The organism is Stenotrophomonas sp. 59, assembly GCF_030291095.1.
Taxonomy (GTDB): domain Bacteria; phylum Pseudomonadota; class Gammaproteobacteria; order Xanthomonadales; family Xanthomonadaceae; genus Stenotrophomonas; species Stenotrophomonas maltophilia_Q.
Genome location: NZ_CP127408.1, coordinates 1,930,984 through 1,957,533 on the forward strand (window position 1 = coordinate 1,930,984; position 26,550 = coordinate 1,957,533).

Annotated in this window: 43 protein-coding genes, 1 tRNA gene and 1 pseudogene; 12 read left to right on the top strand and 33 right to left on the bottom strand. The window is 63.5% G+C overall.

Going from position 1 to position 26,550, the window contains the following annotated elements; genetic code table 11:
- Positions 1 to 128 precede the first annotated feature (128 nt).
- Positions 129 to 1,556: an MFS transporter gene (locus QP552_RS08955; RefSeq protein WP_286075624.1), complete on the top strand. Its 1,428-nt coding sequence runs from the start codon at positions 129 to 131 to the stop codon at positions 1,554 to 1,556.
- Here QP552_RS08955 and QP552_RS08960 read toward each other — a convergent pair.
- Both QP552_RS08960 and QP552_RS08965 read right to left on the bottom strand, forming a co-directional pair.
- Positions 1,550 to 2,266, bottom strand: coding sequence for an SDR family oxidoreductase (locus QP552_RS08960; RefSeq protein ID WP_286075625.1), 717 nt, complete (start codon positions 2,264 to 2,266; stop codon positions 1,550 to 1,552). The two genes, QP552_RS08955 and QP552_RS08960, sit on opposite strands and share 7 nt — an antisense overlap.
- A gap of 17 nt (positions 2,267 to 2,283) precedes the next feature.
- Positions 2,284 to 2,441: pseudogene (locus tag QP552_RS08965) on the bottom strand (DoxX family protein); the annotation flags it as partial.
- Positions 2,442 to 2,583: 142 nt separating this feature from the next.
- On the opposite strand from QP552_RS08965, the gene QP552_RS08970 reads away from it, so the two are divergent.
- From QP552_RS08970 to QP552_RS08980, 3 genes are all read left to right on the top strand, one after another.
- The gene (locus tag QP552_RS08970) at positions 2,584 to 3,174 is read left to right on the top strand and encodes a TetR/AcrR family transcriptional regulator (RefSeq protein ID WP_111113762.1); all 591 of its coding nucleotides are present in this window, start codon (positions 2,584 to 2,586) and stop codon (positions 3,172 to 3,174) included.
- The gene (locus QP552_RS08975) at positions 3,171 to 4,205 is read left to right on the top strand and encodes a heparan-alpha-glucosaminide N-acetyltransferase domain-containing protein (RefSeq protein ID WP_286075626.1); all 1,035 of its coding nucleotides are present in this window, start codon (positions 3,171 to 3,173) and stop codon (positions 4,203 to 4,205) included. Before QP552_RS08970 ends, QP552_RS08975 begins: the two co-directional genes overlap by 4 nt.
- 99 nt (positions 4,206 to 4,304) lie before the next feature.
- Positions 4,305 to 5,312 carry an aminoglycoside phosphotransferase family protein gene (locus QP552_RS08980; protein ID WP_286075627.1) on the top strand — a complete coding sequence of 336 codons (1,008 nt, stop codon included), beginning with the start codon at positions 4,305 to 4,307 and terminating at the stop codon, positions 5,310 to 5,312.
- Between the two features lie 197 nt (positions 5,313 to 5,509).
- Here QP552_RS08980 and QP552_RS08985 read toward each other — a convergent pair whose 3' ends face one another.
- The 7 genes from QP552_RS08985 to QP552_RS09015 all read right to left on the bottom strand — a co-directional run bounded on the left by QP552_RS08985 (position 5,510) and on the right by QP552_RS09015 (position 12,138).
- Positions 5,510 to 6,397, bottom strand: a complete 888-nt coding sequence (locus tag QP552_RS08985; RefSeq protein ID WP_286075921.1) for a DMT family transporter — start codon at positions 6,395 to 6,397, stop codon at positions 5,510 to 5,512.
- A 32-nt stretch (positions 6,398 to 6,429) separates the two neighbouring features.
- Complete coding sequence (gene murB, locus QP552_RS08990; protein WP_197619572.1) at positions 6,430 to 7,491, bottom strand: UDP-N-acetylmuramate dehydrogenase; 1,062 nt, start codon at positions 7,489 to 7,491, stop codon at positions 6,430 to 6,432.
- 8 nt (positions 7,492 to 7,499) lie between these two features.
- Positions 7,500 to 8,555, bottom strand: a complete 1,056-nt coding sequence (locus tag QP552_RS08995) for a quinone-dependent dihydroorotate dehydrogenase (protein ID WP_021202868.1) — start codon at positions 8,553 to 8,555, stop codon at positions 7,500 to 7,502.
- Between the two features lie 8 nt (positions 8,556 to 8,563).
- Complete coding sequence (locus QP552_RS09000; RefSeq protein ID WP_111113760.1) at positions 8,564 to 9,334, bottom strand: class I SAM-dependent methyltransferase; 771 nt, start codon at positions 9,332 to 9,334, stop codon at positions 8,564 to 8,566.
- Between the two features lie 5 nt (positions 9,335 to 9,339).
- Positions 9,340 to 9,624 (bottom strand): DUF4190 domain-containing protein, encoded by a 285-nt coding sequence (locus tag QP552_RS09005; protein ID WP_111113759.1) that lies wholly within the window; start codon positions 9,622 to 9,624, stop codon positions 9,340 to 9,342.
- 142 nt (positions 9,625 to 9,766) lie between these two features.
- Complete coding sequence (locus QP552_RS09010) at positions 9,767 to 10,606, bottom strand: SDR family oxidoreductase (RefSeq protein WP_286075631.1); 840 nt, start codon at positions 10,604 to 10,606, stop codon at positions 9,767 to 9,769.
- A complete protein-coding gene (locus QP552_RS09015) occupies positions 10,606 to 12,138 on the bottom strand; it encodes an aldehyde dehydrogenase family protein (RefSeq protein ID WP_286075632.1) in 1,533 nt (510 codons plus the stop codon). Before QP552_RS09015 ends, QP552_RS09010 begins: the two co-directional genes overlap by 1 nt.
- Before the next feature lie 183 nt (positions 12,139 to 12,321).
- Between QP552_RS09015 and QP552_RS09020 the strand changes: the two genes are divergently transcribed.
- Positions 12,322 to 12,398, top strand: a tRNA-Arg gene (locus QP552_RS09020).
- Between the two features lie 91 nt (positions 12,399 to 12,489).
- Here QP552_RS09020 and QP552_RS09025 read toward each other — a convergent pair.
- The 24 genes from QP552_RS09025 to QP552_RS09140 all read right to left on the bottom strand — a co-directional run bounded on the left by QP552_RS09025 (position 12,490) and on the right by QP552_RS09140 (position 22,976).
- Positions 12,490 to 13,479 carry a tyrosine-type recombinase/integrase gene (locus tag QP552_RS09025; RefSeq protein WP_286075633.1) on the bottom strand — a complete coding sequence of 330 codons (990 nt, stop codon included), beginning with the start codon at positions 13,477 to 13,479 and terminating at the stop codon, positions 12,490 to 12,492.
- A gap of 180 nt (positions 13,480 to 13,659) precedes the next feature.
- A complete protein-coding gene (locus tag QP552_RS09030; RefSeq protein ID WP_286075634.1) occupies positions 13,660 to 14,031 on the bottom strand; it encodes a DUF2493 domain-containing protein in 372 nt (123 codons plus the stop codon).
- On the bottom strand, positions 14,018 to 14,209 hold the full coding sequence (locus QP552_RS09035) for a hypothetical protein (RefSeq protein WP_286075635.1): 192 nt from the start codon (positions 14,207 to 14,209) through the stop codon (positions 14,018 to 14,020). The genes QP552_RS09030 and QP552_RS09035 overlap by 14 nt, the downstream gene beginning before the upstream one ends.
- Positions 14,206 to 14,703, bottom strand: a complete 498-nt coding sequence (locus tag QP552_RS09040) for a hypothetical protein (protein ID WP_286075636.1) — start codon at positions 14,701 to 14,703, stop codon at positions 14,206 to 14,208. The genes QP552_RS09035 and QP552_RS09040 overlap by 4 nt, the downstream gene beginning before the upstream one ends.
- Before the next feature lie 12 nt (positions 14,704 to 14,715).
- The gene (locus QP552_RS09045) at positions 14,716 to 14,898 is read right to left on the bottom strand and encodes a hypothetical protein (protein ID WP_088611176.1); all 183 of its coding nucleotides are present in this window, start codon (positions 14,896 to 14,898) and stop codon (positions 14,716 to 14,718) included.
- Complete coding sequence (locus tag QP552_RS09050; protein WP_286075637.1) at positions 14,895 to 15,107, bottom strand: hypothetical protein; 213 nt, start codon at positions 15,105 to 15,107, stop codon at positions 14,895 to 14,897. Before QP552_RS09050 ends, QP552_RS09045 begins: the two co-directional genes overlap by 4 nt.
- A complete protein-coding gene (locus tag QP552_RS09055; protein WP_286075638.1) occupies positions 15,100 to 15,252 on the bottom strand; it encodes a hypothetical protein in 153 nt (50 codons plus the stop codon). The genes QP552_RS09050 and QP552_RS09055 overlap by 8 nt, the downstream gene beginning before the upstream one ends.
- Positions 15,253 to 15,483: 231 nt before the next feature.
- The gene (locus tag QP552_RS09060) at positions 15,484 to 15,708 is read right to left on the bottom strand and encodes a hypothetical protein (protein ID WP_286075639.1); all 225 of its coding nucleotides are present in this window, start codon (positions 15,706 to 15,708) and stop codon (positions 15,484 to 15,486) included.
- Complete coding sequence (locus QP552_RS09065; protein ID WP_286075640.1) at positions 15,705 to 16,310, bottom strand: hypothetical protein; 606 nt, start codon at positions 16,308 to 16,310, stop codon at positions 15,705 to 15,707. The genes QP552_RS09060 and QP552_RS09065 overlap by 4 nt, the downstream gene beginning before the upstream one ends.
- Entirely contained in the window at positions 16,307 to 16,546 is a 240-nt protein-coding gene (locus QP552_RS09070; RefSeq protein ID WP_286075641.1) for a hypothetical protein, read from the bottom strand. Before QP552_RS09070 ends, QP552_RS09065 begins: the two co-directional genes overlap by 4 nt.
- Positions 16,543 to 16,899, bottom strand: coding sequence for a hypothetical protein (locus tag QP552_RS09075; RefSeq protein ID WP_286075642.1), 357 nt, complete (start codon positions 16,897 to 16,899; stop codon positions 16,543 to 16,545). Before QP552_RS09075 ends, QP552_RS09070 begins: the two co-directional genes overlap by 4 nt.
- The gene (locus QP552_RS09080) at positions 16,896 to 17,156 is read right to left on the bottom strand and encodes a hypothetical protein (RefSeq protein ID WP_286075643.1); all 261 of its coding nucleotides are present in this window, start codon (positions 17,154 to 17,156) and stop codon (positions 16,896 to 16,898) included. Before QP552_RS09080 ends, QP552_RS09075 begins: the two co-directional genes overlap by 4 nt.
- A complete protein-coding gene (locus QP552_RS09085; protein ID WP_286075644.1) occupies positions 17,156 to 17,491 on the bottom strand; it encodes a hypothetical protein in 336 nt (111 codons plus the stop codon). The genes QP552_RS09080 and QP552_RS09085 overlap by 1 nt, the downstream gene beginning before the upstream one ends.
- Positions 17,488 to 18,462, bottom strand: coding sequence for a recombinase RecT (locus QP552_RS09090; RefSeq protein WP_286075646.1), 975 nt, complete (start codon positions 18,460 to 18,462; stop codon positions 17,488 to 17,490). Before QP552_RS09090 ends, QP552_RS09085 begins: the two co-directional genes overlap by 4 nt.
- 217 nt (positions 18,463 to 18,679) lie before the next feature.
- Positions 18,680 to 19,039, bottom strand: a complete 360-nt coding sequence (locus tag QP552_RS09095) for a hypothetical protein (RefSeq protein ID WP_286075648.1) — start codon at positions 19,037 to 19,039, stop codon at positions 18,680 to 18,682.
- A complete protein-coding gene (locus QP552_RS09100; RefSeq protein ID WP_286075649.1) occupies positions 19,036 to 19,269 on the bottom strand; it encodes a hypothetical protein in 234 nt (77 codons plus the stop codon). Before QP552_RS09100 ends, QP552_RS09095 begins: the two co-directional genes overlap by 4 nt.
- A 156-nt stretch (positions 19,270 to 19,425) precedes the next feature.
- The gene (locus QP552_RS09105; protein WP_286075651.1) at positions 19,426 to 19,653 is read right to left on the bottom strand and encodes a hypothetical protein; all 228 of its coding nucleotides are present in this window, start codon (positions 19,651 to 19,653) and stop codon (positions 19,426 to 19,428) included.
- Complete coding sequence (locus tag QP552_RS09110; protein WP_286075653.1) at positions 19,653 to 19,907, bottom strand: hypothetical protein; 255 nt, start codon at positions 19,905 to 19,907, stop codon at positions 19,653 to 19,655. Before QP552_RS09110 ends, QP552_RS09105 begins: the two co-directional genes overlap by 1 nt.
- A gap of 264 nt (positions 19,908 to 20,171) precedes the next feature.
- A complete protein-coding gene (locus tag QP552_RS09115) occupies positions 20,172 to 20,372 on the bottom strand; it encodes a hypothetical protein (protein WP_286075655.1) in 201 nt (66 codons plus the stop codon).
- On the bottom strand, positions 20,372 to 20,680 hold the full coding sequence (locus QP552_RS09120; RefSeq protein ID WP_286075657.1) for a hypothetical protein: 309 nt from the start codon (positions 20,678 to 20,680) through the stop codon (positions 20,372 to 20,374). The genes QP552_RS09115 and QP552_RS09120 overlap by 1 nt, the downstream gene beginning before the upstream one ends.
- Positions 20,680 to 20,880, bottom strand: a complete 201-nt coding sequence (locus QP552_RS09125; protein ID WP_286075659.1) for a hypothetical protein — start codon at positions 20,878 to 20,880, stop codon at positions 20,680 to 20,682. The genes QP552_RS09120 and QP552_RS09125 overlap by 1 nt, the downstream gene beginning before the upstream one ends.
- 137 nt (positions 20,881 to 21,017) lie before the next feature.
- Complete coding sequence (locus QP552_RS09130; protein WP_286075661.1) at positions 21,018 to 21,542, bottom strand: hypothetical protein; 525 nt, start codon at positions 21,540 to 21,542, stop codon at positions 21,018 to 21,020.
- A gap of 260 nt (positions 21,543 to 21,802) precedes the next feature.
- Positions 21,803 to 22,300 carry a helix-turn-helix domain-containing protein gene (locus QP552_RS09135; protein WP_286075662.1) on the bottom strand — a complete coding sequence of 166 codons (498 nt, stop codon included), beginning with the start codon at positions 22,298 to 22,300 and terminating at the stop codon, positions 21,803 to 21,805.
- 439 nt (positions 22,301 to 22,739) lie between these two features.
- A complete protein-coding gene (locus QP552_RS09140; RefSeq protein WP_114618461.1) occupies positions 22,740 to 22,976 on the bottom strand; it encodes a hypothetical protein in 237 nt (78 codons plus the stop codon).
- 95 nt (positions 22,977 to 23,071) lie between these two features.
- Between QP552_RS09140 and QP552_RS09145 the strand changes: the two genes are divergently transcribed.
- The 7 genes from QP552_RS09145 (at position 23,072) to QP552_RS09175 (ending at position 26,436) form a co-directional block, all read left to right on the top strand.
- On the top strand, positions 23,072 to 23,257 hold the full coding sequence (locus QP552_RS09145; protein WP_019658943.1) for a hypothetical protein: 186 nt from the start codon (positions 23,072 to 23,074) through the stop codon (positions 23,255 to 23,257).
- 373 nt (positions 23,258 to 23,630) lie between these two features.
- A complete protein-coding gene (locus tag QP552_RS09150; RefSeq protein ID WP_286075666.1) occupies positions 23,631 to 24,380 on the top strand; it encodes a helix-turn-helix domain-containing protein in 750 nt (249 codons plus the stop codon).
- Between the two features lie 46 nt (positions 24,381 to 24,426).
- Entirely contained in the window at positions 24,427 to 25,122 is a 696-nt protein-coding gene (locus QP552_RS09155; RefSeq protein WP_286075668.1) for an ATP-binding protein, read from the top strand.
- Complete coding sequence (locus QP552_RS09160; RefSeq protein WP_258012092.1) at positions 25,119 to 25,250, top strand: hypothetical protein; 132 nt, start codon at positions 25,119 to 25,121, stop codon at positions 25,248 to 25,250. Before QP552_RS09155 ends, QP552_RS09160 begins: the two co-directional genes overlap by 4 nt.
- Before the next feature lie 136 nt (positions 25,251 to 25,386).
- Complete coding sequence (locus QP552_RS09165; RefSeq protein WP_286075671.1) at positions 25,387 to 25,830, top strand: hypothetical protein; 444 nt, start codon at positions 25,387 to 25,389, stop codon at positions 25,828 to 25,830.
- A 217-nt stretch (positions 25,831 to 26,047) separates the two neighbouring features.
- Positions 26,048 to 26,245, top strand: coding sequence for a hypothetical protein (locus tag QP552_RS09170; RefSeq protein WP_286075673.1), 198 nt, complete (start codon positions 26,048 to 26,050; stop codon positions 26,243 to 26,245).
- A complete protein-coding gene (locus QP552_RS09175) occupies positions 26,245 to 26,436 on the top strand; it encodes a hypothetical protein (RefSeq protein WP_286075674.1) in 192 nt (63 codons plus the stop codon). Before QP552_RS09170 ends, QP552_RS09175 begins: the two co-directional genes overlap by 1 nt.
- The last annotated feature ends 114 nt before the right edge of the window (positions 26,437 to 26,550 follow it).

Below are 26,550 nucleotides of genomic sequence, written 5' to 3' on the forward strand. Positions count from 1 at the left end.
AGCATCAATGTCGTGGCGCTTGGCCACGCCAGCGCTTCATCGACATGTCTGTTGCCTCTGCCGAGACTGCCGGATCATCACGCCTTGGGTTGGTGTTGGCGGGCTGCCTGACCGCGCTCACCATTCCCTTGAGCATTGCCAGCCCTGCCGTGGCGGTTCCCGCGATCCGGGCCGCGCTGGGAGGTTCTCCGGCAGAGCTTTCCTGGGTCATCAATGCCTACCTGTTGACCTATGGCTGTACCACGCTGGTGGCCGGCGGGCTGGCCGACCTGCATGGCAGACGCCGGATCTGGATTCTGGGTGGTGCGTTGTTTGCGGTGGTGACAGGCCTGATTCCCCTGATGCCCGACGTGGCATGGATCAATGCTCTGAGACTGCTTCAGGGAATGGCGGCGTCGGCAGCGTTTGCCGGCGCGATGGCATCGTTGGCGCAGGTGTTCGACGGCCAGGCGCGGGCCAGGGTTTTCAGCCTGATCGGAACCACCTTTGGCGCGGGGGCCGCCGGCGGTCCTCTGCTGGCAGGCGGGCTGATCGATGCGCTGGGCTGGGAATGGGTGTTTTTCCTGCCTGCATTGCTGGCCGCCCTGATCTTGCCTTTGGCCGCCGTGTCATGTGTCGAATCCAGGAACGCCGGTTCGCCGCACCTGGATTGGCCGGGCGCCGTCACCTTCATGCTGGCGTTGGGTTCACTCACCTACGCCATGATCCTGCTTCCGGAGCGCGGTCCAATGCATCTGCAGACGCTTGCATTGCTGTTGCTCGCGGTCGTGCTACTGGCCGTGTTCATTGCCGTGGAGCGTTCCCGCCGAGCGCCGCTGCTGGACCTCGCGCTGTTCCGCAACCGGCGCTTTGTCGGCGTGCAGATTCTGGCCGCAGCGCCTGCGTTTTCCTACGTCGTCCTGCTGGTGGTGCTGCCGGCCGGCTTCATCGGTGTCGAAGGATTGCGGCCCACCGGGGCAGGACTGGCAATGGCAGCGTTGTCTGCGCCATTGCTGGTTGTTCCGCTGGCTGCGGGCTGCCTGCTGCGCTGGATGCCGGCGCGGGCGCTGTGCTGTGCCGGCCTGCTGATCGCAGCACTGGGCCTGGCATGGCTTGCGATGGAACTCCCATCCCCGCAGGCGCGCTGGATGCCGATGCTGGTGATCGGCATCGGCATCGGTCTGCCCTGGGGAATCATGGATGGCCTGGCAGTCAGCGTGGTCGGCAAAGAGCAGGCCGGCATGGCTGCCGGCATCTTCAATGCAATGCGCCTGGCCGGTGATGCAATCGCCCTGGCCCTTGTCGGCATCATGCTCTCGGCCCGCATCGGCGCGAGTGCGGCGCTGGATGCCGGTGGCGTAGCCCGTGCTGCCGCGCACAGGCTGTCCATGGGAGATCTTGCGGGTGCGGCGGACGCGTTGCCTGGCGTTTCACCAGCGATGCTGGCCCAGGCCTACATGGAGGCCGTCCGTGGCCAGCTGTTCGTCCTGGCGACGGCGACCGTGATCTGCGCCGTCGTGCTGGGGTACCTGCTGCGCGAAGAGGATGCACCTGGTCTGGGCGGCGGCGGTCAGTAGCGCGGGTCGGCGATGGCGGGCAGTACCAGTTCGCGCACGAAGCCGGACGGCGACAGTTGCAGGAGGGCGCGCACCATCGCCACCACGTCGTGCACCGGCACCAGTTCGCCATCGCCGCGCGCTGCCGCCGCTGCCACGGGAACCGACAGTGCATCGTCGGTATTGAGGTAGCCCAGCTGCAGGCTGGTCACGGCCAGGCGGCGGTCACGGAAGCCTTCGCGCAGGGCATCGGCGATGCCGTTGAGTGCGAACTTCGAGGCACCGAAGGCGACTTCCGGGCGACCGCTGCGTGGCAGGGCCGAGGTCGAGCCGGTCAGTACCAGCTGTGGGCGCGATGCACCCAGAACGCGCGGCAGCAGGCGCTGCAGCAGCACCAGGGTCGCGGTGATGTTGACGTCAACCAGCTGGGTGAGCGCGGCATCGCTTTCATCGAGAAAGGCGTACTCGTCGCTGAAGGCCTTCTCTTCCCAGATGCCCAGGTTGTGGATCAGCACATCCAGATCAGCGGGCGCCTGCGCTGCGATGTGATTGGCAGCGACTGCAGGCTGGGACAGGTCGGCTTCGATCCATTGCAGTGCGACGCCTTCTGGGCAGGCGATGTCGCGCGGGCGAGTGCGCGAGACACCGACAACGGTGTCGCCGGGCTGGCACAGACCTTCAACGAACGCCCGACCCAGGCCCCTGCTGGCGCCGATGACCATCAATTTCATGTTGCTTCCTTGTTGTGCATTGGCGGCCTTACCCGGCCGCCTCAGTTTCGGTCACGCTGCTGCCCCACGCCATCAGCTTGGCCAGGCCCGAGGACAGGAACACCACGGCCAGCAGCAGGCGGGCGAGGAACCACAGCACGCGGCTGTCAAGCAGGGTGGCGATCATCCGTGGCATGCAGGAGCTCCGGGAGGGGATGGGGCAGGCCGCGCAGCATCGGGCCTCAACCGCAGTTGAGGTCAAGGTTGGCTGAACGAAGCCCGGCGATGGCCTGGCGTGCATCTATTAAATGGACGAACGTTCGTTCACTATTTGCGCCATGAGCCGAACCGACCGCAACGAGCAACGCATCGCGCAGATCCTGCAGGCCGCCCTGCAGTGCTTCCTCGTCAAGGGCTTCCACCAGACCAGCATGCGTGACATCGCGCAGGCGGCCGGCGTCAGCCTGGGCAATCTCTACAACCACTTCCCGGGTAAGGAAGCGATCATCCTTGCGGTGGCGGTGGCCGAAAGCGAAGAACTGGCACCGTTGCTGCGGCGCCTGGCCGTGTCTGACGGCGACCGCGCACAGGTGCTGGCGTTCCTGCAGGAGTTCCACGCACTGTGCCGGCAGCCGGAATGGGCGATGCTTGCCGTTGAAGTGCTGGCCGAGAGTGCGCGCAATCCCGCTGTGGCCGAGGCCTTCGCGGCCAATCGCAGGCAACTGCACGAGGCGCTGGCCGAGGCGCTGCAGCGCGTGGCGCAGCGCGAACGTCGGCGCCCGGCGTTGACACCGGGAGTGCAGTCGCAGGTGCTGCTGGACGCCATCGAGAGCGACGCGCTGCGCCGGGGCCTGGCCGAGGGGGGCGATGCGGATGGCGCGCCGTTGGATCTGGGCCTGCTGACGCGGCTGCTCGGGGCACGCGCATGAGCGCCGACGACCGGCGGCTGCACGGCCTGGATCTGGCCCGCTATCTGGCGCTGTCCGGCATGGTGCTGGTCAACTTCCGCCTGGCGATGGCCGTTCCCGCAGAAGAAGCGGGCTGGCTGGCGGGATTCTTCCATCTGCTGGAAGGCAAGGCGTCGGCGACCTTCGTCACCCTGGCCGGTCTTGGCTTGGTGCTGGCCACGCAGCGGCAGCAATGGTGGCCGGCCAGCGTGCAGACCTGGCGGCGCGCACTGTTCCTCCTGGTGCTGGGCCTGCTCAACCTGACCGTGTTCCCCGCCGACATCCTGCATTACTACGCGGTGTACTTCGCGCTGGCCGTGGTGTGGCTGCGGGCCTCGCCGCAGGTGTTGCTGGCCAGCATCGTTGGCCTTGCCGCCTGTTCGTTCTGGGCGCTGCTGCACTGGGACTACAGCCAGGGATGGAACTGGCAGACGCTGGAGTACGCCGGCCTCTGGCAATGGCCAGGTGTGGCGCGCAACCTGCTGTTCAATGGCTTCCATCCGCTGCTGCCCTGGTTGTGCTTCTTCCTGCTGGGCATGTTGCTGGCGCGGCTGCAGTTGTCGCAACCGCGGGTGCAGCGTGCACTGCTGGTGCTGGGCGTGTTGTTGATCGGTGCGGGCCAGGGCGTGCAGCATCTTGCGCAGGGAACGCCATGGCAGGCGTGGCTGGGGACGCAACCGATGCCGCCGGGCCCCGCCTACGTGCTTACCGGTGCGGGCGCGGCCTGCAGTGTCATCGCCGCCTGCCTGTGGCTGGTACGGGTACATCCGGGCGACTGGCTGGAGCCGTTCACGGCGGCAGGGCGCATGACCCTCACGCTCTATGTCGGCCACATCCTGCTGGGCATGGGAACACTGGAAAGCCTCGGCCTGCTTGATGGGCGTGCTTCGCTTGCGTCGGTGCTGTTGTGGGCGCTGTTGTTCCTGATGCTGGCGACAGGCGCGGCGTGGCTGTGGTCGTGGCGGTTCGCACGCGGTCCGCTGGAAGCGATGATGCGGCGCATCGCGGGCTAGTCCTTTGGTCGCGCCGAGGTGATGTTGTGACGGACATGTCTGTGTCGCGGCGAACGCATCTGCGATAGTGGCGGCAGGTATTACTTTCCGCTTGCATCCATGTCATTCGCTTCGGCGCAGCATCTCGGCGAAGTTCTGCAACAATCCTATGGCATTACCGCCACCGCCGTGGTGCCGCGCCCGGTGGGCGCCGACGCCAATGCCAGCGTGTATCGTGTCGACGCGCGCCACGGGCAATGGTGGCTGAAATGCCGCACGTACCAGGTTGATCCGGCGGTATGGGACAGCCTGCACTGGCTGCGCGGTACGCTGGGCATCGATGAAATCGTTGCCCCGTGGCCGGCGTTGACCGGTGGTGCGTCGGTGCAGCGTTGGGGATTGCAGTTCACCCTGTTCCCTTACATCGAAGGCCAGTCCGGGTTCGAGGCGGCGTTGAGCCATAGGCAGTGGCGGCGCCTGGGCGAGGTGCTGCGGCGCCTGCACGCGTCGCAGCTGCCGACCGAACTGCAGCGTGCGCTACCGACCGCGCGGCTGGAAACTGCGGCACTTGAGACCGTTGGGCAGTGGCTGGCCGGCGAGGGTCTTGCGGCTGCAAAGGATGGGCTGGGCCGTGCATTCGTTTCCGTATGGGACCGGCAGCATGCGCGTATCACCGCGCTGCACGCGCAGGCACTGCAGCTGCACGCGGCATTGCAGGAGGTTCCGGCTGACCTGCACCTGTGCCATACCGATCTGCATGCCGGCAATCTGCTGATGGGCAATGACGGTGGCCTGCACCTGATCGACTGGGATGGCCTGTCGCTGGCCCCGCGCGAGCGTGACCTGATGTTCATCGGTGCCGCTGTTGGCGGGCGCTGGGGGCGCGAGAGTCCACTGGGCTTCGAGGAGGGCTACGGCAGCGACCGTGGCGACCCGCGCTGGATCGCCTGGTACCGGCACTGGCGCATCCTGCAGGACCTGATCGAGTTCCAGCAGGTGTTGCTGGGGAGCGATGGAGAGGAGCGTTCGCCTCCCTTGCGGCGGCAGTCGCTGCACTATCTGGGCGAACAGTTCGCGCCGGGCAATGTGTTCGATGCTGCGGAGCGTGCGTATCGCGCGCTGGGCTAGGTTCCTGGCCGTTGCCTGGCGCCCGGGTTGCCAGGATCGCCCAGGTTGCCAGGATCGCCCAGGTAGAGTCGACTGTTAGTCGACTGCTCTTCGATTGGAACAGGCAAAGCCCGCGCTGCGCGCGATAGTCGACTAACAGTCGACTCTACCCATGACCCGTTCATGCACAACCCATGGCTTGTCCATGCAGATGGTTTTCATTCTGCGGGCTTGGCTGCTGCCGAGGCTGCGGCGCTGGCGGCACGCCGCGACAACACCGCTTCGCGGTGGGCGATGTAGGCGTTCGCGGCGAGGATGATGCCGGCGCCGATGATCGTCCAGCGATCCACGCTTTCGTTGAACAACAGCCAGCCGAGCAGCGTTACCAGCGGCAGCTGCAGGAAGCTGATCGGGGTCAGCGCCGAGACTTCACCGAGCCGCAGCGCCCGCGTCCACAGCAGCTGGCCGATGGTGCCGAGTACGCCGGTGGCCAGCAGCCACAGCCAGGCGATGCCGGTCGGCCAGACCCAGACGAACAGGGCCGGCACCAGCGACAGGGGTACCCAGAACACGTAGGTGTAGAGCACCACGGTGTCGGCGCTGTCGATGCGGGTCAGCTGCTTGATCTGGATCGCCACCAATGAGCTGAGCACGGCGGCAGCCACCGCCACCAGGCTGCCCGCAGTGAAGCCGGCGGTACCGGGGCGCACGATCACCAGCACGCCGATGAAGCCGACCACGACCGCAGCCCAGCGCCGCACGCGCACGGTTTCCCCCAACCACAGCACGGCGGCAATCGTGACGAACAGCGGCGTGGAATACGACAGCGAAACCGCCTGCGCCAAAGGCAGGTGGCCCAGCGCCCAGAACGCGCACAGCATCGAACCGAGGCCGATCGCACTGCGCACGAAATAGCGCGGCAGCTGCTGGGTTTTCAGCGGCGCATGGCCCGGGCGCAACAGCATCGGCAACAGGGCCAGCAGGCCGAAGGCGTTGCGGAAGAACGCTACTTCCTGGGTCGGCACGTAGCGCGTGGCATAGCGGATGGCCACCGCCATCAGGCCGAACGCCATCGTACTGCCGAGCATCAGCAGCGCCGCCCGCATCGGGGTGGCGCCTGGGGAGAGGGCGGGGGTGTTCACCACTGCGCGCCGAGCAGGCGGGGCTCCGGTTCGATCGGCACGCCGAATTTCTCCAGCACCGAGGCCGAGATGCGGCGTGCCAGTGCCAGCAACTCTGCACCGCTGGCGTTGCCATGGTTGACCAGCACCAGCGCGTGGCTGGCGGCCACGCCGGCGTCGCCTTCGCGGAAGCCCTTCCAGCCGCAGGACTCGATCATCCAGGCCGCCGAGACTTTGCGCTTGCCGTCCTGGTCGGACGGGAACACCGGCAGGTCGGGGAAGTGCTGCAGCAGCACGTCGACCTGTTCCAGCGGCAGTACCGGGTTCTTGAAGAAGCTGCCGGCATTGCCCAGCACGTCCGGGTCGGGCAGCTTGCGGCGGCGGATCGCGATCACCGCATTGGCTACGTCTACCGCACCCGGCAGTTCCACGCCCTGTGCCTGCAGTTCCTCGCGGATGCCGGCGTAGTCCATGCGCAGGTCATGCAGCAATGGCAGCTTCAGCTCGATGGCAGTGATCAGGTAACGGTCCATCTGCTGCTTGAACACGCTATCGCGGTAGGCGAAACCACACTGTTCGTTGTCCAGCCGCACCCAGGCCTGTTCCTGGCAGTCCCAGGCCTCGACGGCCTGGATGAACTCGCCAACCTGCGCGCCATAGGCACCGATGTTCTGGATCGGCGCAGCACCGGCCGTACCGGGAATCAGCGCCAGGTTCTCCAGGCCGGACAGGCCCTCCTGCAGCGACCACATCACCAGTCCATGCCAGGGCACGCCGGCGCCGGCGCGGATCACCGCATGGTCGGCGCGGTGTTCCAGGAAGCTGATGTCACGGTTGCCGAACACCAGTACCGTGCCAGGCAGGTCCTCGGCGATCAGCACGTTGCTGCCGCTTCCCAGCACCAGCAGTGGGCCGCTGGCCACTTCCGGCAGCGCCAGCACTTCCGGCAGCAGGGCGGCGTCGTGCAGTTCCAGCAGCTGTGCCGCGCTGGCCTGCACATGGAAGGTGTTCAGTGCCTGCAGGGGCGCATTGCGGGTGAGCGTCCAGCGCAGCGGTGCGGCTGCATCGGTGGTGTCCATGGGCGCGCTCACAGCGGCGCCACCGCGCCGCGGCTCGGCGCCTCGCGGCGGCGACGGATCGCCTCCACGCATTCGGAGACCAAGGCGGGGCCACGGAAGATCAGGCCGCTGTAGCACTGCACCAGCGCGGCGCCGGCGGCCATCTTGGCCACGGCGTCGGCACCGGACAGGATGCCGCCGACCCCCACCAGCGGCACCGATTCGGGCAGGCGCGAGCGCAGGCGGCGCAGCACCAGGGTGGACTGCTCCAGCACCGGTGCACCGGACAGGCCGCCGGCCTCGTTGGCCAGCGGATCGCCGGCCACCTTGCTGTGGTCGATGGTGGTGTTGGTGGCGATCACGCCGTCCACCTGCAGTTCGCCCAGCACGCGCGCGGCGGCATCGATGTCGCGTTCACTCAGGTCCGGCGCCACCTTCACCAGCATCGGCACGCGGCGACCATGCTGCGCAGCCAGGGCTTCCTGGCGGTCACGCAGCTGGCTGACCAGCTGGCGCAGTGCGGTCTCTTCCTGCAGCTCACGCAGGCCGGCGGTGTTGGGCGAGGAGATGTTGACCGTGATGTAGTCGGCCAGCGGATACACCTTGTCCAGGCAGGCGATGTAATCGTCCACGGCCTGTTCGTTGGGGGTGTCCTTGTTCTTGCCGATGTTGATGCCGAGCAGGCCGCGACGGTTGCGCGCGCGTTCGACATTGCGCACCAGCGCATCCACGCCCGCGTTGTTGAAGCCCATGCGGTTGATGATCGCGTTGTGTTCCGGCAGCCGGAACAGGCGCGGCTGCGGATTGCCGGCCTGCGGGCGCGGAGTGATGGTGCCGATTTCGACGAAGCCGAAGCCCAGCGCGAACAGTGCATCGATATGCTCGCCGTTCTTGTCCAGGCCGGCAGCGAGGCCGACCGGATTGGGGAACGTCAGCCCGAACACGGTGCTCGGCATCGGCGCGATGCGGGCGGCCAGCAGCGGCGTGGTGCCGGTGCGGTAGGCCAGGTCCAGTGCGGACAGGCCGAGGCCGTGGGCGCGCTCGGCGTCGAGCGAGAACAGGAAGGGGCGGGCAAGCGAATACATGCGTCGGTTCAGTCCAGCGTGCCGAGGAAGGCTCGGGTTCGATATTCAAAAGCAACCTGGCCGTCGACCGCGTGGGCGGCGAACAGGTCCTGCAGAGCGGCGATCATCGGCGCATGGCGCGGGTGACCGGGTTGGGGGGCATAGGAGGAGGACAGCAGGCGCCCCTGCAGGGCGTCGAGATCCAGGTACTGCACGTTCGGCAGCTGCACCATGCCGCGCAGCCCGGCGCCGAACCAGGCCTGCATGGTGGCGTCGTCCTGGTAGCGCTCGGCCACGGCGGTGTAGTCGGTGCCGTAGTCCAGCAGCAGTTGTTCGTAGCCGACCAGGAACGGGCTGGCATCGAGCAGGCGCGAATTCCAGTAGATCAGTGCCTGGCCACCCGGGCGCAGGATGCGCTGCCATTCGGCGCGCACCGCCACGGTGTCGAACCAGTGGAAGGCCTGCGCGACGCTGACCAGGTCAACGCTGGCTTCGTCCAGCCCAGTGGCCTCGGCGCGGCCGTCGATGGCGCTGAACTGCGGGTACTGCGGTGCCAGCCACTGCTCGGACGCGGCGCGCATGGCGGCGTTGGGCTCCACCGCAATGACCGGATGGCCGGTGGCCAGGAACAGGCGGCTGGAAATGCCGGTGCCGGCGCCGATGTCGGCGACCACGGCCTCGTGGCTGACGCCCATGGGGCCATGCAGCCACTCCAGCAGGGCGGGCGGGTAGTCGGGCCGGTAGCGGACGTAGTCGGCGACGCGGCTGCTGAAGCGTTCAGTGCTGTCGGAAGTGGTCATGGCGATCAGTTCGACATCGCGGCGAGCCAGGCCAGGCCGCCGAAGAACAGGATGAAGACCAGGATGGCGGCGATCACGGCGCCGACCATCACCCAGCCAAGTACAAGACCAGTGACGGCCAAACCGTCGCCTTCCAGTTCGTGCGGGCGGCGGCGGATCTCGGCGCGGGCCATGTGACCGGTGACGATGGCCACGATGCTGGCCACGAAGGGCAGGACGGTCCAGCTGGCGATGCCCATGACCAGGCTGACTACGGCCAGGGCGCTTGTCTGTCGGGGTGCCACGCTCATCGGGGTCCTCCTTGGCAGTGTGCACATGATAGTGCCTCTGCCCGGGCAATCCCATGCCCGGCAAGTGCAAGGATGAGGTAGGTGTCGACCTTGGTCGACGAAAGGCATGTCAGCCAAGGTTGGCAGCTACAGGGTGCCGATGTCAGCCCATCAACACCTGGCCACCGTCCACATTGAGCACATGGCCGGTGATCCAGCGCGCCAGCGGCGAGCACAGGAACAGGACGGCGTCGGCAATCTCGCGCGGATGGCCGAAGCGGCCGAACGGGATCTTCGCCAGGGTGCCGTGGTACAGCGCGGGGTCTTCGATGCGGCGGCGATCCCACAGGCCATCGTCGAATTCGATGGAGCCGGGTGCGATGGCGTTGACCCGGATCCGGTCCTTGGCCAGCGCCAGTGCCTGCGAGGTGGTGTAGTGCGACAGCGCGGCCTTGGCGGCGGCGTAGGGCGCGCCACCGGGGCGTGGCTGCTGTGCGGCGATCGATGACAGGTTGAGGATGCAGGCATCGCTGGATGCGCGCAGCCACGGCTGTGCCAGGCGCGAAGCCCGCACCGCCGCCATCAGATCGATCTGCAGGCTGGCGGCCCAGCCCTCTTCGTCATCGGCCATCCCGTAGCCGGTGGCGTTGTTGACCAGCACATCGATGCCGCCGAGTGCATCGGCAGCGGCCTGCAGCCAGGCCTGGATCTGGCCGACGTCGGCCAGATCCGCAGAGGCGGTATGCAGCGGGGTGCCCTGTGCCTGCGCATCGGCACGCAGGGCATCCAGGCCGGCCTGGCCGCGCGCGCAGGCCGAGACCTGCGCACCGGCGCGGGCAAATGCCAGCGCCATTTCACGACCGATGCCCTTGCTGCCGCCGGCGATCAGCACGCGGCGACCGGTGAAATCGAGGGTCGGAGCCCCATTGGGGATGCGGCCTTGGGCAGGGGTCAGATCCCCGGAGGGGCTCTGACCCGCAGCCATGGCAGAAACGTCTGCCATCACAGATCGAACTTGATGCCCTGGGCCAGCGGCAGCGAATCCGAATAGTTGATGGTGTTGGTCTGGCGACGCATGTAGACCTTCCACGCATCCGAACCCGACTCACGGCCACCGCCGGTGTCCTTTTCGCCACCGAACGCGCCGCCGATCTCCGCACCGGACGTGCCGATGTTGATGTTGGCGATGCCGCAGTCGCTGCCGGCCGCCGACAGGAACTTCTCGGCAGTCTTCAGGTTCTGGGTGAAGATCGAGGACGACAGGCCCTGCGGCACGCCGTTCTGCATGTCGATGGCTTCGTCGATGCTGTCGTACGGCATCACGTACAGGATCGGCGCGAAGGTCTCGTGCTGGACCACGGCGTCGCTGTTCTTCAGGCCGGAGACGATGGCCGGCAGCACGAAGTTGCCTGCGCGGTCGATGCGGGTGCCGCCGGTTTCGATGGTGCCGCCGGCAGTCTTCGCCTGGGCGATGGCATCGAGGAACTGCTGCACGGCACCGTCGCTGTTCAGCGGGCCCATCAGGTTGGCGGCATCGGTCGGGTCGCCGATCTTGCCTTCGACCTGCTTGTAGGCCTTGACCAGGGTGGCCAGCACGTCGGCGTAGATCGAGCGGTGCACGATCAGGCGGCGGGTGGTGGTGCAGCGCTGGCCGGCGGTGCCGACGGCGCCGAACACGATGCCCGGCACGGCCAGCTTCAGGTCGGCGGTTTCGTCCAGGATGATGGCGTTGTTGCCACCCAGTTCCAGCAGGCAGCGGCCGAGGCGGCGGGCGACCTTCTCGTTGACGGTGCGGCCGACCTGGGTCGAGCCGGTGAAGCTGATCAGCGGCACGCGACGGTCATCGACCATCTTTTCAGACAGTGCGGTACCAGCGTCGTTGATCAGGAAGAAGATGTCCGGGAAGCCGGCTTCGCGCAGGGCATCGTTGCAGATCTTCAGCGAGGCGATGGCGGTCAGCGGGGTCTTGTTGGACGGCTTCCAGATGCACACGTCGCCACAGATGGCCGCCAGGAACGAATTCCAGCTCCACACCGCGACCGGGAAGTTGAAGGCCGAGATGATGCCGACCAGGCCCAGCGGGTGGTACTGCTCGTACATGCGGTGGCCGGGACGCTCGGAATGCATGGTGTAGCCGTACAGCATGCGGCTCTGGCCCACGGCGAAATCGGCGATGTCGATCATCTCCTGCACTTCGCCATCGCCTTCCGGCTTGCTCTTGCCCATTTCCAGGGCGACCAGCGAGCCCAGCGCATCCTTGTGCTTGCGCAGTGCTTCACCGCACAGGCGCACGGCTTCACCGCGACGCGGCGCCGGCGTGGTGCGCCAGACCTTGAATGCTTCCTGGGCGCGGGCGACGACGGTCTCGTACTCGGCCTCGGTGGTCGCGCGGACCTGCGCGATCGGCTCGCCGGTGGTCGGGTTGACCGGGGTGATCAGCTCACCGCTGGTCGCGCTCGACCACTCCCCGTTGCCCAGGTACGTGCCAGCGTTGATCGCGTCCAGGCCAAGGGACTTGAGCAGCTCGGAAGACATGCAGACTCCTGTGTTTCGTTACGTTGTTTGGTGCCATCGCGGGCAGGTGGGGGACGCGATGAACTGAATCGCCGATGGTAGCAGAGCGGCCTGTCCGGCCATGGTGCAACGCGCCAGCGGAATCGCACGGAGCATGAATGCTTGGAGGGCAGGGTATGTTGCCTGTAAACTTCACGGCTGCATGGCCCCGTAGCTCAGCTGGATAGAGCGTCCCCCTCCTAAGGGGAAGGTCGCCCGTTCGAATCGGGCCGGGGTCACCAGAATCAATGACTTGCAGCAGTCGTTATCCAGTCGCAGGCCATATCAGGCCATAAAAAGTTGCCTGTTGGTCACAGTGGTCACAATGGCGAATCAATAGGTTAGCTTCGCCACCGCGCCGTCATCGCCCTCAGGGGTCAGGTGCGCGTAGTACTTCTCTGTAGTGGCGTAGTCAGCGTGTCCGGCCAGGATCTGCACGCGTCGCAGCGGCACCCCGGCAATGACCATGTGGGCGCAGAATGTGTGCCTTAGGCGGTGAAGACTCCCGCCAACACCCGCCGCCGTCGCATCATCCTTGAACCAGTCGCTCACAGTGTCCTTGTGGACACTCACCAGCGGATCGGGGAGGGTGGCTAGAGCGGCTGCAGCATGGGTGTTCAGTGGAACCTCACGCCACTTCCCCGACTTCGTGCGCCCATCACCGTCCTCGTCCGGATCGCTCTCGACCAGTAGGCGACCAGCAACCACGTTCTCGTGCCGCAGGTGCATCAGCTCGCCGCGCCGGATCCCGGTGTGAGCCATGAACCGCCACAGATTCGCTCGGGCGGCATTGGCCGCATAGAGCTGCTGCATGGCATCGGCTGTGTAGAACCGGACGGCAACGCTCCGCACCCCTCTAGGCGCCTGGATCCCCTCAAACGGGTTCGCATCCAGTTCCTTCCACTGCACCCCGCATCTCAGCGCGGCCTGCAGGCGCCGAATCTCCTTCCCAACCGTCTCTGGCGCCATCTTGTCCTTCACCAGGCGCTTCGTCTTGTAGGCCTCCAGCTCAATAGGTCGCAGGGTATCGATGGGGCGATGGCCCATGCTATCCAAGATGATCCGCAGTTCGCTCTTGGCCTTCCCGTGCGTGGTCGGATGCTCGGCCTTGTACCAATCCAGCCATACGCCTAGAAAGTCGCGCAGGAGTGGCGCCCGGGAGATGATCCGGACGCCGTGCCTCAGCTCCGCTTCACGCGCTGATCGTATCTCCTCAGCTTTGCGAGGGCTGACACGACCGATGGATGGGCGGAATCTCTTCCCGCCATCGCGCCAGTTGAGGTAGGCGATCCCGTCCCGCCAGTAGATTGTGACCTTGACCATTTGCGTGCGCTGTAAATTGCCTGATAGAGGGCGGATTTCTCGTAGAGCTTTCTGCCCATGAACTCGCGTGGGTCGAGGTCGTACTCATGGGCCTTCGTTTTGAACTGACTTATCGACACCCCGCAGTAGTGCGCGGCTTCCTCGATGGTTAGCCAGTCCTTGCCTGCTAGGTTCAGATCCTCAGCTGCCCCCATCGCTCACCTCCATCACAGTCACGCCAGCATCTCGCGCCAGCTGCTTCATGTTTTCTGTGCCGCTTCCGCCGGGGAATGCCAGCACTCCATGGGGGCCGAGGGTCAGCATCGCCGCGTTTCGGATCGGCCCAGCCTTCCGGCCATGCGCATCCCACTGGGCAGGGACCGTGGCGCAGGTGACACCACGTAGGTGTGCCCATCGACGCGCGATAGCATCGGCTCCATTGGCGCCTCCCTCGATCAAGACGCGGATGTTTCTCTTGACGTGGATACGGTCCAGCGTCGAATACACGCGATCCTGATCGATGTAGTCCCGTCCCCCGCATACCAGCAGCTTCATGCCATCAGCCGCGCCCATTCGGCACCTCCTTTCGCCTCTGGTCGTCTCGGAGCTTAGCGATGTGCAGAACATCCGCCAGACACTCGACGTTATCGGTCAGCTCCATGGCGATCTCGGTCCCATCCACGGTTTCAACCATCTGAGTCAGCGGATTGAATGCCGTCCATTGGCCGCCCTTAATCATGGCGGCGCTCACGGCTTCACCTCCGGGCGAGCAGAGAGCATGGCTTCCCATGCGTAGTAGGCGACACACGCAATAGTCATTGTCGGGTCCGCTCTAACCCTGTCCATCTCCATGTTTCCAGCCGACCGCATCTCTTGCGTGGCGTATCTGGGAACCAGTACGAACCCATCTGGGACCGAAATGGGATTCCCCATATCGCCCTCGGGCGCCTCAAACTCCGCGATCACGGACAGAATCCGGCCTTCGTCGTCCTGGCGGGTGACTGCCACGGCTTGGCCTGCCTCGTTGCGGGTCACGACTACATGGCCCTCGGGCGGCGTGAGGGCGGCACGTACGTGCCCATCCGCAGTGTCCATTCCGAAGAATAGGAGCTGGGATATCAGGCGCAACTCGGATTCGTAGCTCTCCAAGTCCTCGCCTTCCCGGATGTTCTCGGCTTCGCATGGGTGTCCCCATTCGTCCAAGCAGCGAGCCAGCAGCTCCCGCGCCCTCTGTTCAACGTCCATCGTCGGTCTCCTTCAGTTCGTGGCCAGCGCAGCGCGAAGCTGCTCGGTGGCCTGGTAAATCTGGCCGCGCAGGCGCAGTACCTCAGCGCGCAGGCGGATCACTTCGTCGGCCGCGACCACCAGCTGCTCACGCAGCACGTCCTTGGCCGGCTGCTTCATGCGGCGCGGTTCGCGGGGGAAAAGCTGGGCTGTCATCTTCCTGGTTCCTTCCAGCGCTTGACCGCCTTGCAGTAGGCGATGACCTTCCGGCAATCCTCGCAGTCGATCGTCTGGCCAGCTTCGGCGAAGAACACGTCCGGTTCGTCGGCGCAGCTGTCCATGTGGTTGCAGTCCCAGGCGACACCGCACAACGTGTATTCCTCGCACGCGGGGTTGCCAGCATGGCGGGTGGCTCCTTCAGCCATAAGCGCACCTCCGCCAGCACCAGCGCAGCCCATTGCGCGCGGCGCGGCATGCGCGGCTGATCGCCCACAGGGTGGCGATGCCGGCCGCAAACCCGCCCAGGGCGAACACATGGACCATTGCAGCGGTGAGCAGCTGGTCAGCCATGGCTCTGCTCCGCTTCAATGCAGCGGGGATCGCAGTGGCAATGATTGAAGCCTTCGCCGGTGCTGAGGTAGTTGCGGCTGGAGATCAGCATCTGATCGCGCTCCCAGGGCGCCACCCTTTCGCCATCCGCCCACATGGGAGACGGAGATTCCAGCCAGGCCACTCGCTGCTCGTGGTGAGCTCGGTCGGCAGCCCTCTGTGCATCAGCCATTGCCTTGGCCGCTGCGCCGCTCATTTGCCCACCGCCTTGCCGTCGATCTTCGGGACGTGGATGCGGCACATCCTGTAGGTCTCACCACAACGCGGGCATTCGCCTATCACCTGCGCGTGTTCGCGGCCGATGCCGTCTCGGCCATCCAGTCGGACCTTCGCGTATTCCTCGCCGGGCGACCACCAACCCTTCCTGCCGTAGACAGGCGGCTGATGGCCTACGATCTTGCAGACAAGGCGCTTCACGGCTGAACCTCTGCGCGCGCGGTGAACACAGAAAGCGTCACGCTGCCTTCTTCGGGGCACTCGTCGCAGGACAGGTGCAAGCCATAGACGGCGCTTCCATCGTCCTGGAGCAGGTCCCCGACCCACGCGGTGCTGTCGAGGTAGGCTTCTCCCTCGCCGGTCCCTGGCCCGCCGATGACGAACTCGACGCCCTCCCACACTTCAGCCGGGATGCCGAACTTCTCCGGCACCAGGACGAATCCTGCGGGGATCTCCCCCACCGGCTGGCGGGCGGCGAGGGCTGCGTTCCATATGTGCTGTGCTGCGGCCCGCGAGATTGAGAAGGTGTCAGCGGCTTCGCGCCATGTCTTCTCAAACTTAGCGCCGACATCCCCCTGACCACCCGGGGAGGGCTGGGCGGAGAGGGCGAGCAGCTGCTTGCTCAGGGTGACGCGTGCGGTGACCAGTGCATTCGCTACCTTGTAGTTGCCAGCGTGCCGAGCATCGTTGGCTGCTTCGTTCACAGTGGCGAGGGCTTGGGCCACGTCTTCCGGCAGCACCCCCCCCAGCCTCACCCTCCCACCGGGCTGCACGCCAGCCAGGGTCTTGTTGTCGGTGATCATGACTTGGCCTCGATAGTCTTCTTGTGCTCGATCACGGCACAGGTGAGGTGGCGTGCTGCTGCCTTGGAGGTTTCAATGATGCTGTCGGCGCAGGTTCGGAAAATCTCTTCGATGTGTTGCTCGTTGAGGTTGAGCGTCACTTCGCCCGCGTCACCGGAGAACTTTGCCGTTCCGGTGTACTTCCCCTTGTTGGACCCCCAGCGCTCCATCTCAATTTCAAGCTTGTGGAGGATCATGCGGATGCTCCCATTGCGGCGTCGATCATGTTGGCGGCGTTGCGTAGGCCTGCGACGTACTGCATTCCATGCTGCTTAGCCGTTCCTTCGCTGTCTGCTCGTGCGCGGATCTTTCGCACTGCCTTCTGATACTTCTCTAAATTGGTGCGAATTTCTGAGATCTCGCGCGATTGCTCTTTATCGGCTTCGAAAGCTTCAGTAAGGGACTGTGCTAGCCCCTCCACCTCAGCGCGCAGGCGGGCTACCTCTGCCTCGTGGTCGGAGTTACGAACGAAGGCGCCATCATCTCTCTGCGTCATCCCAGTGAAGCCGTTTCCTAGTGCCGCAATGTCCCACCGCTTGATCTCGCTCATTCGGTCTCTCCCAAGATGTTGCGGAGCTCCAGCGCGATTCGGTTCCGCTCGATCTGCTCATCGCTGGCATTGGCCCACTTGCCGTTGTAGGTAAGCTGATCGGCGTAGTCGGAGACGGCAGCGACAACCCCGTTCAGTCGCTCAATCTCGTCCTGCAGCTCTTCCAGGTGCTTTGCGGCCTTCTCCTCGCGCTCGCTATCCACCCACTCACGGTGGACAGAATCGGCCACGGCGCTCCAATCGGTCTCGGCGCTCATCACCAGCCCCCCTGCATCGTCACGAATGGAATGTCATCCGGGAACTCATCGCGCGGCGCATTGTCCGTAGCCCTCTGCGGCCGCTCGCGCTGCTCCTGACCGCCTAGGCGGGAGCTGGTGCCGCCTGACTGGGTCGGCTTCCACTCGTCCACTGCGGCGTACCACTTTCCGTTCTGTGACACCTTCACGTCGAAGTTGATCCACTCGCCCTGTTCGGTTCCGAGCCACGCGATAAGATCTTCGCGCTTGATCGATCCGCGAGCCATGATGTAGCTGGGGGCCTTCTCATGCGGTGCCTTGAAGGTCAGGCCGCTGATGAATTTCACGTCGCTCATTGCTGTTCCTCAGTCTCGTTGGTGGCCTTCGGTACGCCGTTCTTGATTGCGGCGCGCTCAGCAGTGGTGAAGTAGCCGCCCTTGGTAGGTGCCAACCACAGGGCCATCTGGTCTTCTTGAGGAATCTCGCCCCACATCTCGGCGACCGAGTGCATGTCGGGTTCCTCAGCGGCCAGCGCCTCCTTGATGGCCTCTACGCTGCGAAAGTGACGGCCTAGCGCTGCGTCATGCTGCTGACGGCGCTTGTGCAGCTTCTCTTCCTCGGATTCCAGGTCGTAGCCGCCTTCGGACGTGTTGGCGATTTCGATGGCCTGATCAATGCGCCCCGACTGCTCGGTGTACGGCCACGTCTTGCTGGCGCGCTTGATCACAGCCTTCTTGCACATCTGGACGAACCAATCGACCCAAGGGCCAGACTTCGCCATCGACTTAGAGCGAACCTTGTCGATCTCGGCGCGGTCCATGACCTCGGTCAGGATGTCGCCTGCATGCGTCTTGGCGATGCAGTAGACGCCGATGATTTCGCCGCGATCCGTATTGAACGGGTTTGCGGTGTGTTCCGGCAGGGCAGCAGGGCCGTGGTAGGCGAAGCTGTCCCTCTCGTACACCACGTCAGCCCGCGCCCACTCAATCGAGCCGGTGTCGGTCGCGATCTTGATTAGGCCCTTGTAGCTGATATCCAGGTGGATGGCCCGGTCACGCGGCACAAGGTAGGCGTAGCCGTTGGCCGGATTCAGCGTCAGGCCGGTGGAGGCCACGTTGATCATCGCCATCTGGACGGAAACAGGGTTCTTGTTCGCAACCTGCATCGCAAAATCGGTCTTCATCAACGCCTGCAGTGCAAACATCGACTCGCGCTTGTAGTTGACCGACGACGCAGCGACCTCCAAGAACCTTTCCTGGCTCTTCTGGATCGCAGCCTGATAAGGCGCGAGCTGTCGATCTTCCTTCGTAGCGACTACTGCGTTCATGTGTGCCTCGTTGAATTAGTGCCAGCGTTGGACCCGGCTGGCGCGGGTCCCTGTCGTGGGGAGCGACAGGGCAGGGGATTGGGTGGAGGGGCCGGTGGTGCGGTTCCGGCTTGATGGACCGAGACGCTGTTGTTAAGTAGGCCCGCGTCATTCCATCGCTTAGGCATTTCGTTTGCGGATCACCACTCCGCATTCCCTCCGTAGAACTCAGCCCCGCTTACTCAGCGGCTGTCTTGTCTTCTTTCTCGTCAGCTACTAGCTTCTGCAGGCCCTGCTTAGCCAGCTGGTAAAGGTCGCCCGCCTCAGCCTGGAATCGCTCGTTGTTGGCGATTGCTGGGATGACGATCATTGCTGCTGCTGTTTTGCTGGTCGGAAGAAAGGTCGCAGCAGCAACTGGGAACAGAATCAGCGGAGCTAGGGAGTAGACTCGTTTCATGACCTTGTCGCTGCTGTACGAGTCAAAACCAATCACGATGAAAACGGTGAGCCCGACGATCCCAACGGCAGATGCCACAACCGATGCTTGTCGGATCGTATCAAGCTGCATCACCCAGTAGATTTCCCATGCGCTGATCATTTCCTAACTCCTTCATGTTCGGTGGTGAGCGGCGGCTGTTTGAATCGGTCGTTGCGCTTCTTGCGGATGATGTGCAGCTCGTCGTGGGCGAACAGCGCGGCGAAGATGGCGAGAAGCAGCGCACTTGCCGCGACCTCGTAAGCCTCGTACCGGTACACGAACCACGCACCGCAGCAGAGGAAGACGACCAGGCAGATGCACGAAGCCAGTACCAGGTAGTGGGTGCGCATTAGCCGTTCTCCTGTTGAACTCGGGCCACGATTCGAGCCGTGTGCAAGTAGCTTTTGCCTGTCTCTTTGGCGATGGCTGCGGTGCTGTATCCAGCTTCCAACAGCTCCCGAACTCTCCGCTCAAATATTTCTGAATTCCTACCAGTGGCTTTGGTGCTAGCCATCGCAATCCACCTGTGCGCAAGGGCCATGGTTTGTCTCGTCGGCGTCTACCTGATCAAACATCGCTTCGGCTTCCTCGCGACTGATCCACTTCATGACTGCGACGCAACGGTGGTTCTTCTGCTTGTTGATCTCTTCTTCCAGTTCGACAGTTCCCATGCCCAGCGGATCGGGCTTCGGGATGGCGGGGAAGAGGCGGTTGAGTTCGGAGGCGGGCGTCATCACTCGGCTCCGCACAGAAAGCCTGGGCTTGCCTCTTCCAGCCACGCCCGTATGGTCGTCATCTCGCCGGTAGGCAATTCGTCTTCCCCAAAATCTGGGATCGAACGGTCAAGCTCTGTTTCGGACACCTCTTGCGGATAGCCTTCATCGCAGGGATCGCCAACGTCTTCCTCATAGAGGCGTGCGGCTTCATCAGCCGACTCGGCGGCATAGATGGTCGGCATGTCATCGACATAGAAAGCTCTCAGATTCATCGCACAACTTCATTCATAGCCAGCACAAGCTGGGTCACTGTTGCGGCGGCAATGACTGCTTGCACTGCCAGAGGAAAGTAGGGCGAGCTGCGGAGGAAGCGGGTCATGGCTTTCTGCTCCAGTTCTGCAGAACCCATTCTGTCGCTACAATCCCTGCTGGCATGCCGAGGAAGAACGACGCGGCTGACGGAACACGAAGAACCGCAAGAAGAGCGCACCACGAAATGCAACCAACGACAGCGATCAAGATTCGGATTGTGTTGTTCACGCAGCCCCCTTCGGCCCGTGGCCCTGGTTCATGCGCTGGCGGCGGGCTGCCTCTGCAAGGTCGTTCATCTCGCTACGCTGGCAACCGTGCTGGATGAAGGCGCGGACTACGCCAACACTCCACCCGTGCCGCTTCGCCAGACCACGCACCACGCTTATGTCGTGGCGCTCCGTGGGGTTCGGGAACTGGATGATCATTAGCTGTTCCTCACGTCAGAGAAGAGACGGGCCTGCTCATCGACCTTCTTGTCGAGACTCAGGGCCAGCTTGAACAGAGCCATCGCGTTCACCGCTTCGGGTGCGCTCAGGCCAGGGATTCGTGACAGCTTCGACAGGACCGGAAGCGCATCGACCAGGGCCTGCACCATCTCGCCGACCCGTTCCTCTTCGATGCACTCGTTGGCTACGTCGCTGATCGCGTCCCAGCGCTCGGAGTCATCCGGCAGGCGAGCGTCGTAGCTCCGCTGAGCTTTCCGGGCAATGTCGGTCGGGGTGTGCAGGCCCATCACTCACCCGCCTTACCAGCAGCGATCAGCTGCTCGCCGATGGTCACGGCTTCGGAGGGGAGGAGGGCGATCATCAGGGTGAGCAGACCGCTGGCCGAAGACAGCCAAATCTCGTCGTCTCGGCGTTCGATGGTTGCCACCGAGCGCTCTTCGCCTTCGGCGGACGCTCTTACCAATTCAAGCTCAAAGGTCTTGTCCACTGCCTTCGTCTCCAAGCCCCGGCCCGGGATGGGCTGTGGTGGGCGTTGGAGACAGTAAACCATCGGTTACTCTTTGAGGTCAATCAAAAGTTACTTTCCGCGCAAAGAAAATTATGAACGAAATGGAATTCGTTCAGTTATGGGGTGGCGTTGGCTTCTTCATCCATCCTGGAACGGCGCATGTTCTGAAGGATTTGCTCCTGCACCTTCGCGCTTTCGAGACAGAGGTTTCCTTCCAGCTCGATGGTCTCTTGGTCGTTCATTTCGGCCAAGCCCATCATCCTAAGCTTCCCTGACTCGCGCTTTGGATCTGTCATTGTTTTCCAGCTCCCATAGGTGCGAGGCTTCCCGCCCGCCAACAGATGCTGGCTAGACAGAAAGTAGAGAGCAGCCGTTTCTGCGCCGTTCCCCATGTTGTGAAGTTGCTCAGCAACAGCTGGCTTCCCCGCAGCCTTAGCGGTATCACTTAGGAAGTCCCAATAGCCTGCACAGGTAGCCATATGCATCGCTGCATCCTCCCACCCCTCGTCTTTGCCGGAGGCCTCTGGAAGATCCTGTGGGACGCCCATCATTAGAAGTGTCAGTACCAAAGCTTGCATGCCCCCCCCCTTATCCGTACTGGTATCTAAGAAGCCCGGCATCTTCAAAGGAAATTCCTTCATGGATGCACTCTTGTGCCTTTTCTAGGTCGCGGTGAAGCTTTACCAGTTCTTCATCCGAAAGGCTCTCTGGACCTGACCGACCAAAGCATGCCTGGTCGATAAGAAGCTGCATTGGATATCCCCAACGCCTTCTATAGTGACGGATCATGCGGCAGTGAGACATTCTTAGGATGGGGTCCATCTGATCTTCATCAGATGGGGGCACCCCGCTTGAGACAACAGAAAAGCAGGGACGATTGGCCGAGCCTTTCTTTAGCTCCTCAGCCCTTGCTGCCAGACGCTGTGCGAGCTCCTCGAACCTGGTCTTGCTGTCCATCGCTATGCCCCCTGATCTTCTTGGCTAGGATCTTGGTCATGTCGAGGATGTTGTTCTGGGGCTTATCCCCATCGAACTCCTCGACAACCTCATAGGCCGCTTCAAGCATCACCGGGTCACCAAGCCAATCGACAGGATTCCCTGTCAGCTCAAGGTAGTGGCGAAGCACAACGACCGCATGGCCCATCTTCACGAAGTCAGGTCGCGCAGGCTGAGACGGTTCAGGAGATCCTTGCTTTGGCCCCTCCCCAGTGGAGAGCCAACGGGGATTGACGCCGAAGTATCGCGCCCAGCCGGTGAGGAAGACCCCGTTCGGGTTCTGGTTCTGACTCTTCTCCAGGCGGCCGACGTACTGCTTTGTCGTGCCAACCACGTCAGCAACCTGTTGCTGGGTCAGCTGCGCGGCCTTCCTGAGTTCTTCTAAGCGGGCGCCAATGCTCATGTAACAAATGATTGACGGATTCGTGGAAATTATGGTTGACTGCACGAGGTAACCAATGATTTACTAAGCCAATGAACCCGACCCTCGCCCAAGCAAAGACCGCCCTCGGCATTGAGACGAACGCCGAGTTCGCCCGTTTCCTTGGCCTGCCTCGCCAGTCCTTGACTGGCCGTGGAGAGGACAAACCGATCCCTGACGCGTGGTGCTGGAAGGCTGCGCAGAAGCGCCCCGACGTCTTCGGCCCGGCCCCCAAGAAGAAGGGGGCCCGACGTGCTGCCTGATATCGAACCGCCGCCCGTGTGGACGCCGCTCACCAGCTGGGGCCATCCCCGCGTCTGGCTGCGCCAAGCCGTAAAGGCCTTCTCGGCCTGGTTGAACAAGCCAACCAAGGCCGAGAGGGCGGACACCGAAGCATGGTGCGAAGCGGTCAGTTCTTGGTCTATGCGCGCCTGCGGGGAATGTTCATCGGATTCAACGCAGCAAGTGCGTCCTGCAATGCCTGTTTCATCGGTTCCGGCTCCGCAGCAGCGCGGTGATTGACGGTCTGGACGGCTCTCAATAGAGGCGTATCCAGCACTGCATTGATGGGCGGAAGCATCTCCACCAGTGCACGAATTACCGCCGACTGCACCGCGTTCTCGGCTTCCAGCTTCACCAAACGTTCTTCGAGTTCCATCCCTGTCTCCGTCGTAGTTGAGGTTGTGTCGCAACTCCAATGCTACGGCGGGGGCAGGGGCTAAGTAAGTACCCATCACTGACAAGGCTCCATCTATGTACGCAGACCCCACACACCTCCGCGACAACCCGATCAAGGTCCGTTTCAACGACTCGGAAAAGGCAGTGATCGAGGCTCTCGCCAACTTCAACGGTCGTCAGCCCGCAGTGTTCGTGCGGGAGCTGGTCCTGGCTGGGATTGCTTCTTTGGAACAGCGTAGCTCCGACCGCGATGCGGCTTGAAGGTCCATACAAGTCCCCGGGGAGGGCCTATGGAAATACAGCTGTCGCGCGATGAGCGCCGAAGGCTAAAGGAATACGCGGAGGCCCTAGGGCTTCCAGAGCATGAGGCTCTTATCCACGCCGCCCGTATCGAGCTGGACCGGCGATACAGGCTCAAGGCCCAGCAGGGCTCAGTAGTGAACTTTGAGGGACTCAAGCGTGACCGCACCGACCCCTAAGAAGAAGCCGCTTCACCCCTGGCGCAACTTCTCACCCGGCTGGCTGCAGCGGGAATCAGACAGACAGCGCGCCGAACGAGTCATCCCGCTCCACGCCCGCCCAATCAAGAACTGAGATGAGCCACGTACTCACAACCGCCTGCAGGTCGCTCCAAATGCCTCCCACTGCCAAGGCGGTGTTGATGGCTATGGCGGACTACGCCGACGACCAGGGCGTGTGCTGGCCTTCAATTGCGGGCCTGTGTGAGTACACCTGCTTTGGCAAGTCTGCGGTCATCGAGGCAATCAAGCATCTGGAGAAGATCGGCGTAGTTATCGCGAACCGCGCCGACCGATATCGCACCACGTACAGCATCCGCCCCGAGGACTTTTCGGGGTCCGGAGTAGCCCGTAAGGCGGACATGTCCGGGAGCCGGACTAGTCCATCTAACGGCGGACTAGTCCGTTTGGCGGAAGACGAGGTCCGGCAGCCGGAAGACGAGGTCCGGGAAACGGACACGAACCACCACAAACCATCAAGAACCACCAGTAAAGCAACCACCAAAGGCGCCTGCGCGCTGGTGTTGCCGGACTGGATTGAACCTGCCGTGTGGGCTGATTGGGTCGAGTACCGCCGAAAGGGCAAGAACCCGCTGACCGACAAAGCCACCGAGTTGTCGATCCGGGAGCTGGACAAGCTTCGATCCCAGGGATTCGACGCCCGTCACGTGATCGAGAACGCAATTTTGAGCGGTTGGCGAGGCCTGTACGCCCCACGTGGAGGCCCTCAAAAGACCTCAACCGTGGTCCCAATTCGCCCCTCCGCATCCGCCGACTTCCGAGGTAAATCCTATGCAGGCACAGCCATCGAAGACCTACCCCCCGACCTTCGCGACGCTGCCCGAGCAGCCATTGCAGACGGTTGACGCGGTCTGTGGGAGCCACGGCCCGTACACGGCCAAGGTTCTGGACATGACCGAGCTGGGCGGATCGAAAATCATCATGAAGTGCCCGCAGTGCTCGGCTGAGCAGCAGGCTGCAGCTGACGCACGGAAGGCAGAAGAGGCCGCCCGGGAACGGATGGGGCAAGTCGTTCGGCTGTTCCATCGCGCAGGTATCCCGCCCCGGTTCTCCGACCGGAGCTTCGACGGGTACGTGGCAACTCAGCAGGGGCAGAAGATCGCCCTGGGCGTCTGCCGAGCCTATGCCGAGAAATGGACCGACAAGCGCAAGGTAGGTGCATCGCTGGTCCTGACAGGAGCCCCTGGCACTGGCAAGACCCACTTGGCCTGCGCTATCGCCAGCACGGTCATGGAGGCGCACCTGTCCTCGGCCCTGTTCATCACGGTCTCCTCAATGCTGCGGTCGATCAAGGAAACCTACCGCAAGGGCAGCGAGAGGTCGGAGCAGGAGGCTATCGACGCCTTCGGGAAGCCTGACCTTCTGATCCTCGATGAGGTCGGCGTACAGGTCGGTAGCGACCACGAAAAGCTGCTGATGTTCGAAGTCTTGAACGAGCGCTACCAGTCGATGCTTCCGACCATCCTGATCTCCAACCTGTCCGTGGACGAGCTGGAGGAATTCCTAGGCCACCGCGTCATGGACCGCTACCGAGAGTGCGGTTCGGTCCTGGCATTCGACTGGCAGAGCCACCGGGGGCAGCGATGAGCAAAGCATCAACCGTCCGCCTCCTGCACGCCGAGCGCTGCAGCGTGGCCGAGATCGCAGCAGTCGTGGGCTGGAAGCTGTGCGACGTGCGCTGGTTCATCCGTACCTGGATTGGGGGTGAGAAGTGAGCATCCTCGACAACAGGTCGTTTCAGATCGCGATCACATTCGCTGTTTTCTTTGGACTACTGGTGGCCATGTTCTGGGCCGGATTCTGGATGGTGTTCTCACTGTCACTGCCTCGCCTCATCTCGATGGTGCTGTCATGACCCAGATCATCACCCTCCCGCCGAATGGCCGCGAATCGGCGATCAAGAACCTGTCCGAGATGCTGCGCTTCTACAGCGCCGGTAAACCGGTGAACGTGAAGATCAGCATTGCGCGTCCGGAGCGGACTCCGCCGCAGTGCGCGTACCTGTGGGCCGTGGTCTACCCGCTTCTGGCCGACGCCAAGGGCTACGAGCGCGACGACGTGCACGAGTACCTGCTGGGCTGCCACTTCGGATGGCGCGAAAAGCGGCTGCCAGGTGGGCGAGTCGAGCAAGTCCCGATCCGCACCACAACCACCGACGAACACGGGAACCGTGACGTGCTGGAAGGCCGCGCATTCTGGGATTACGTCGAATTTTGCCAACGAGTCGGCGCCCGCGCTGGGGTGTTCATCCCTGATCCGGACCCGTCCTACAACCTGCAGAGGGCAGCAGCATGAATACCAATAGCAATGCGTGTGAGCGCTGCGGCCGTTGCCGTGAAGGCCGTTTCGACCTTTGCAAGAACGCAACACGGTTGGCAGACGCCGGTAAGGCCGCACTGCCATTCGTCGCGTTCGCATACGCACATGGAGTAGACGGCGCGGAGACAGCAGGGCGAGAGCTGGAAGGCGCCATCGGAGCGGTCGACCCCAACTTCAACCACGAGGGCATCTGATGAACCTCGAACAGATCGACACCAGCACTACGGCGGGGAAGGCCGAGGACTTCGCCAACGTCGTGTGGCTTGTGAAGCGGGCGGGGCATCCACCGCTCGTTTGCTGGAGCAGGACTGAGGCGGACTACTTCGCGATAACGGGCGGCGGTGAGGCGACGGCCTACATCCGCGCCGACCTCGCTGGGGAGAAGGGCTGATGGACTTCTCCGACTACAAGACGCGTAGCCGCCTGACCAAGGCTAGCAACGCTGGTTATAGCGCCAGGCTCGACCGCAAGCCGATCACCTCGTGCCCGTTCGATGAAGGGACGGACGAGGCCAAGGCGTTCCAGCACTACTGGGGCCGGGCGGATCAGGACGAGCATCGGCGGCAGGGGAGGGCAGTATGAACCCGTGGCCTTTGAGTGACCTACAAACAGATATCACCATGCATTGGGTGATCAATACGCGAGGGATGGGGAATTCCCTCAACCCGCTGGATCATCCATGGAATTTCGATTCCG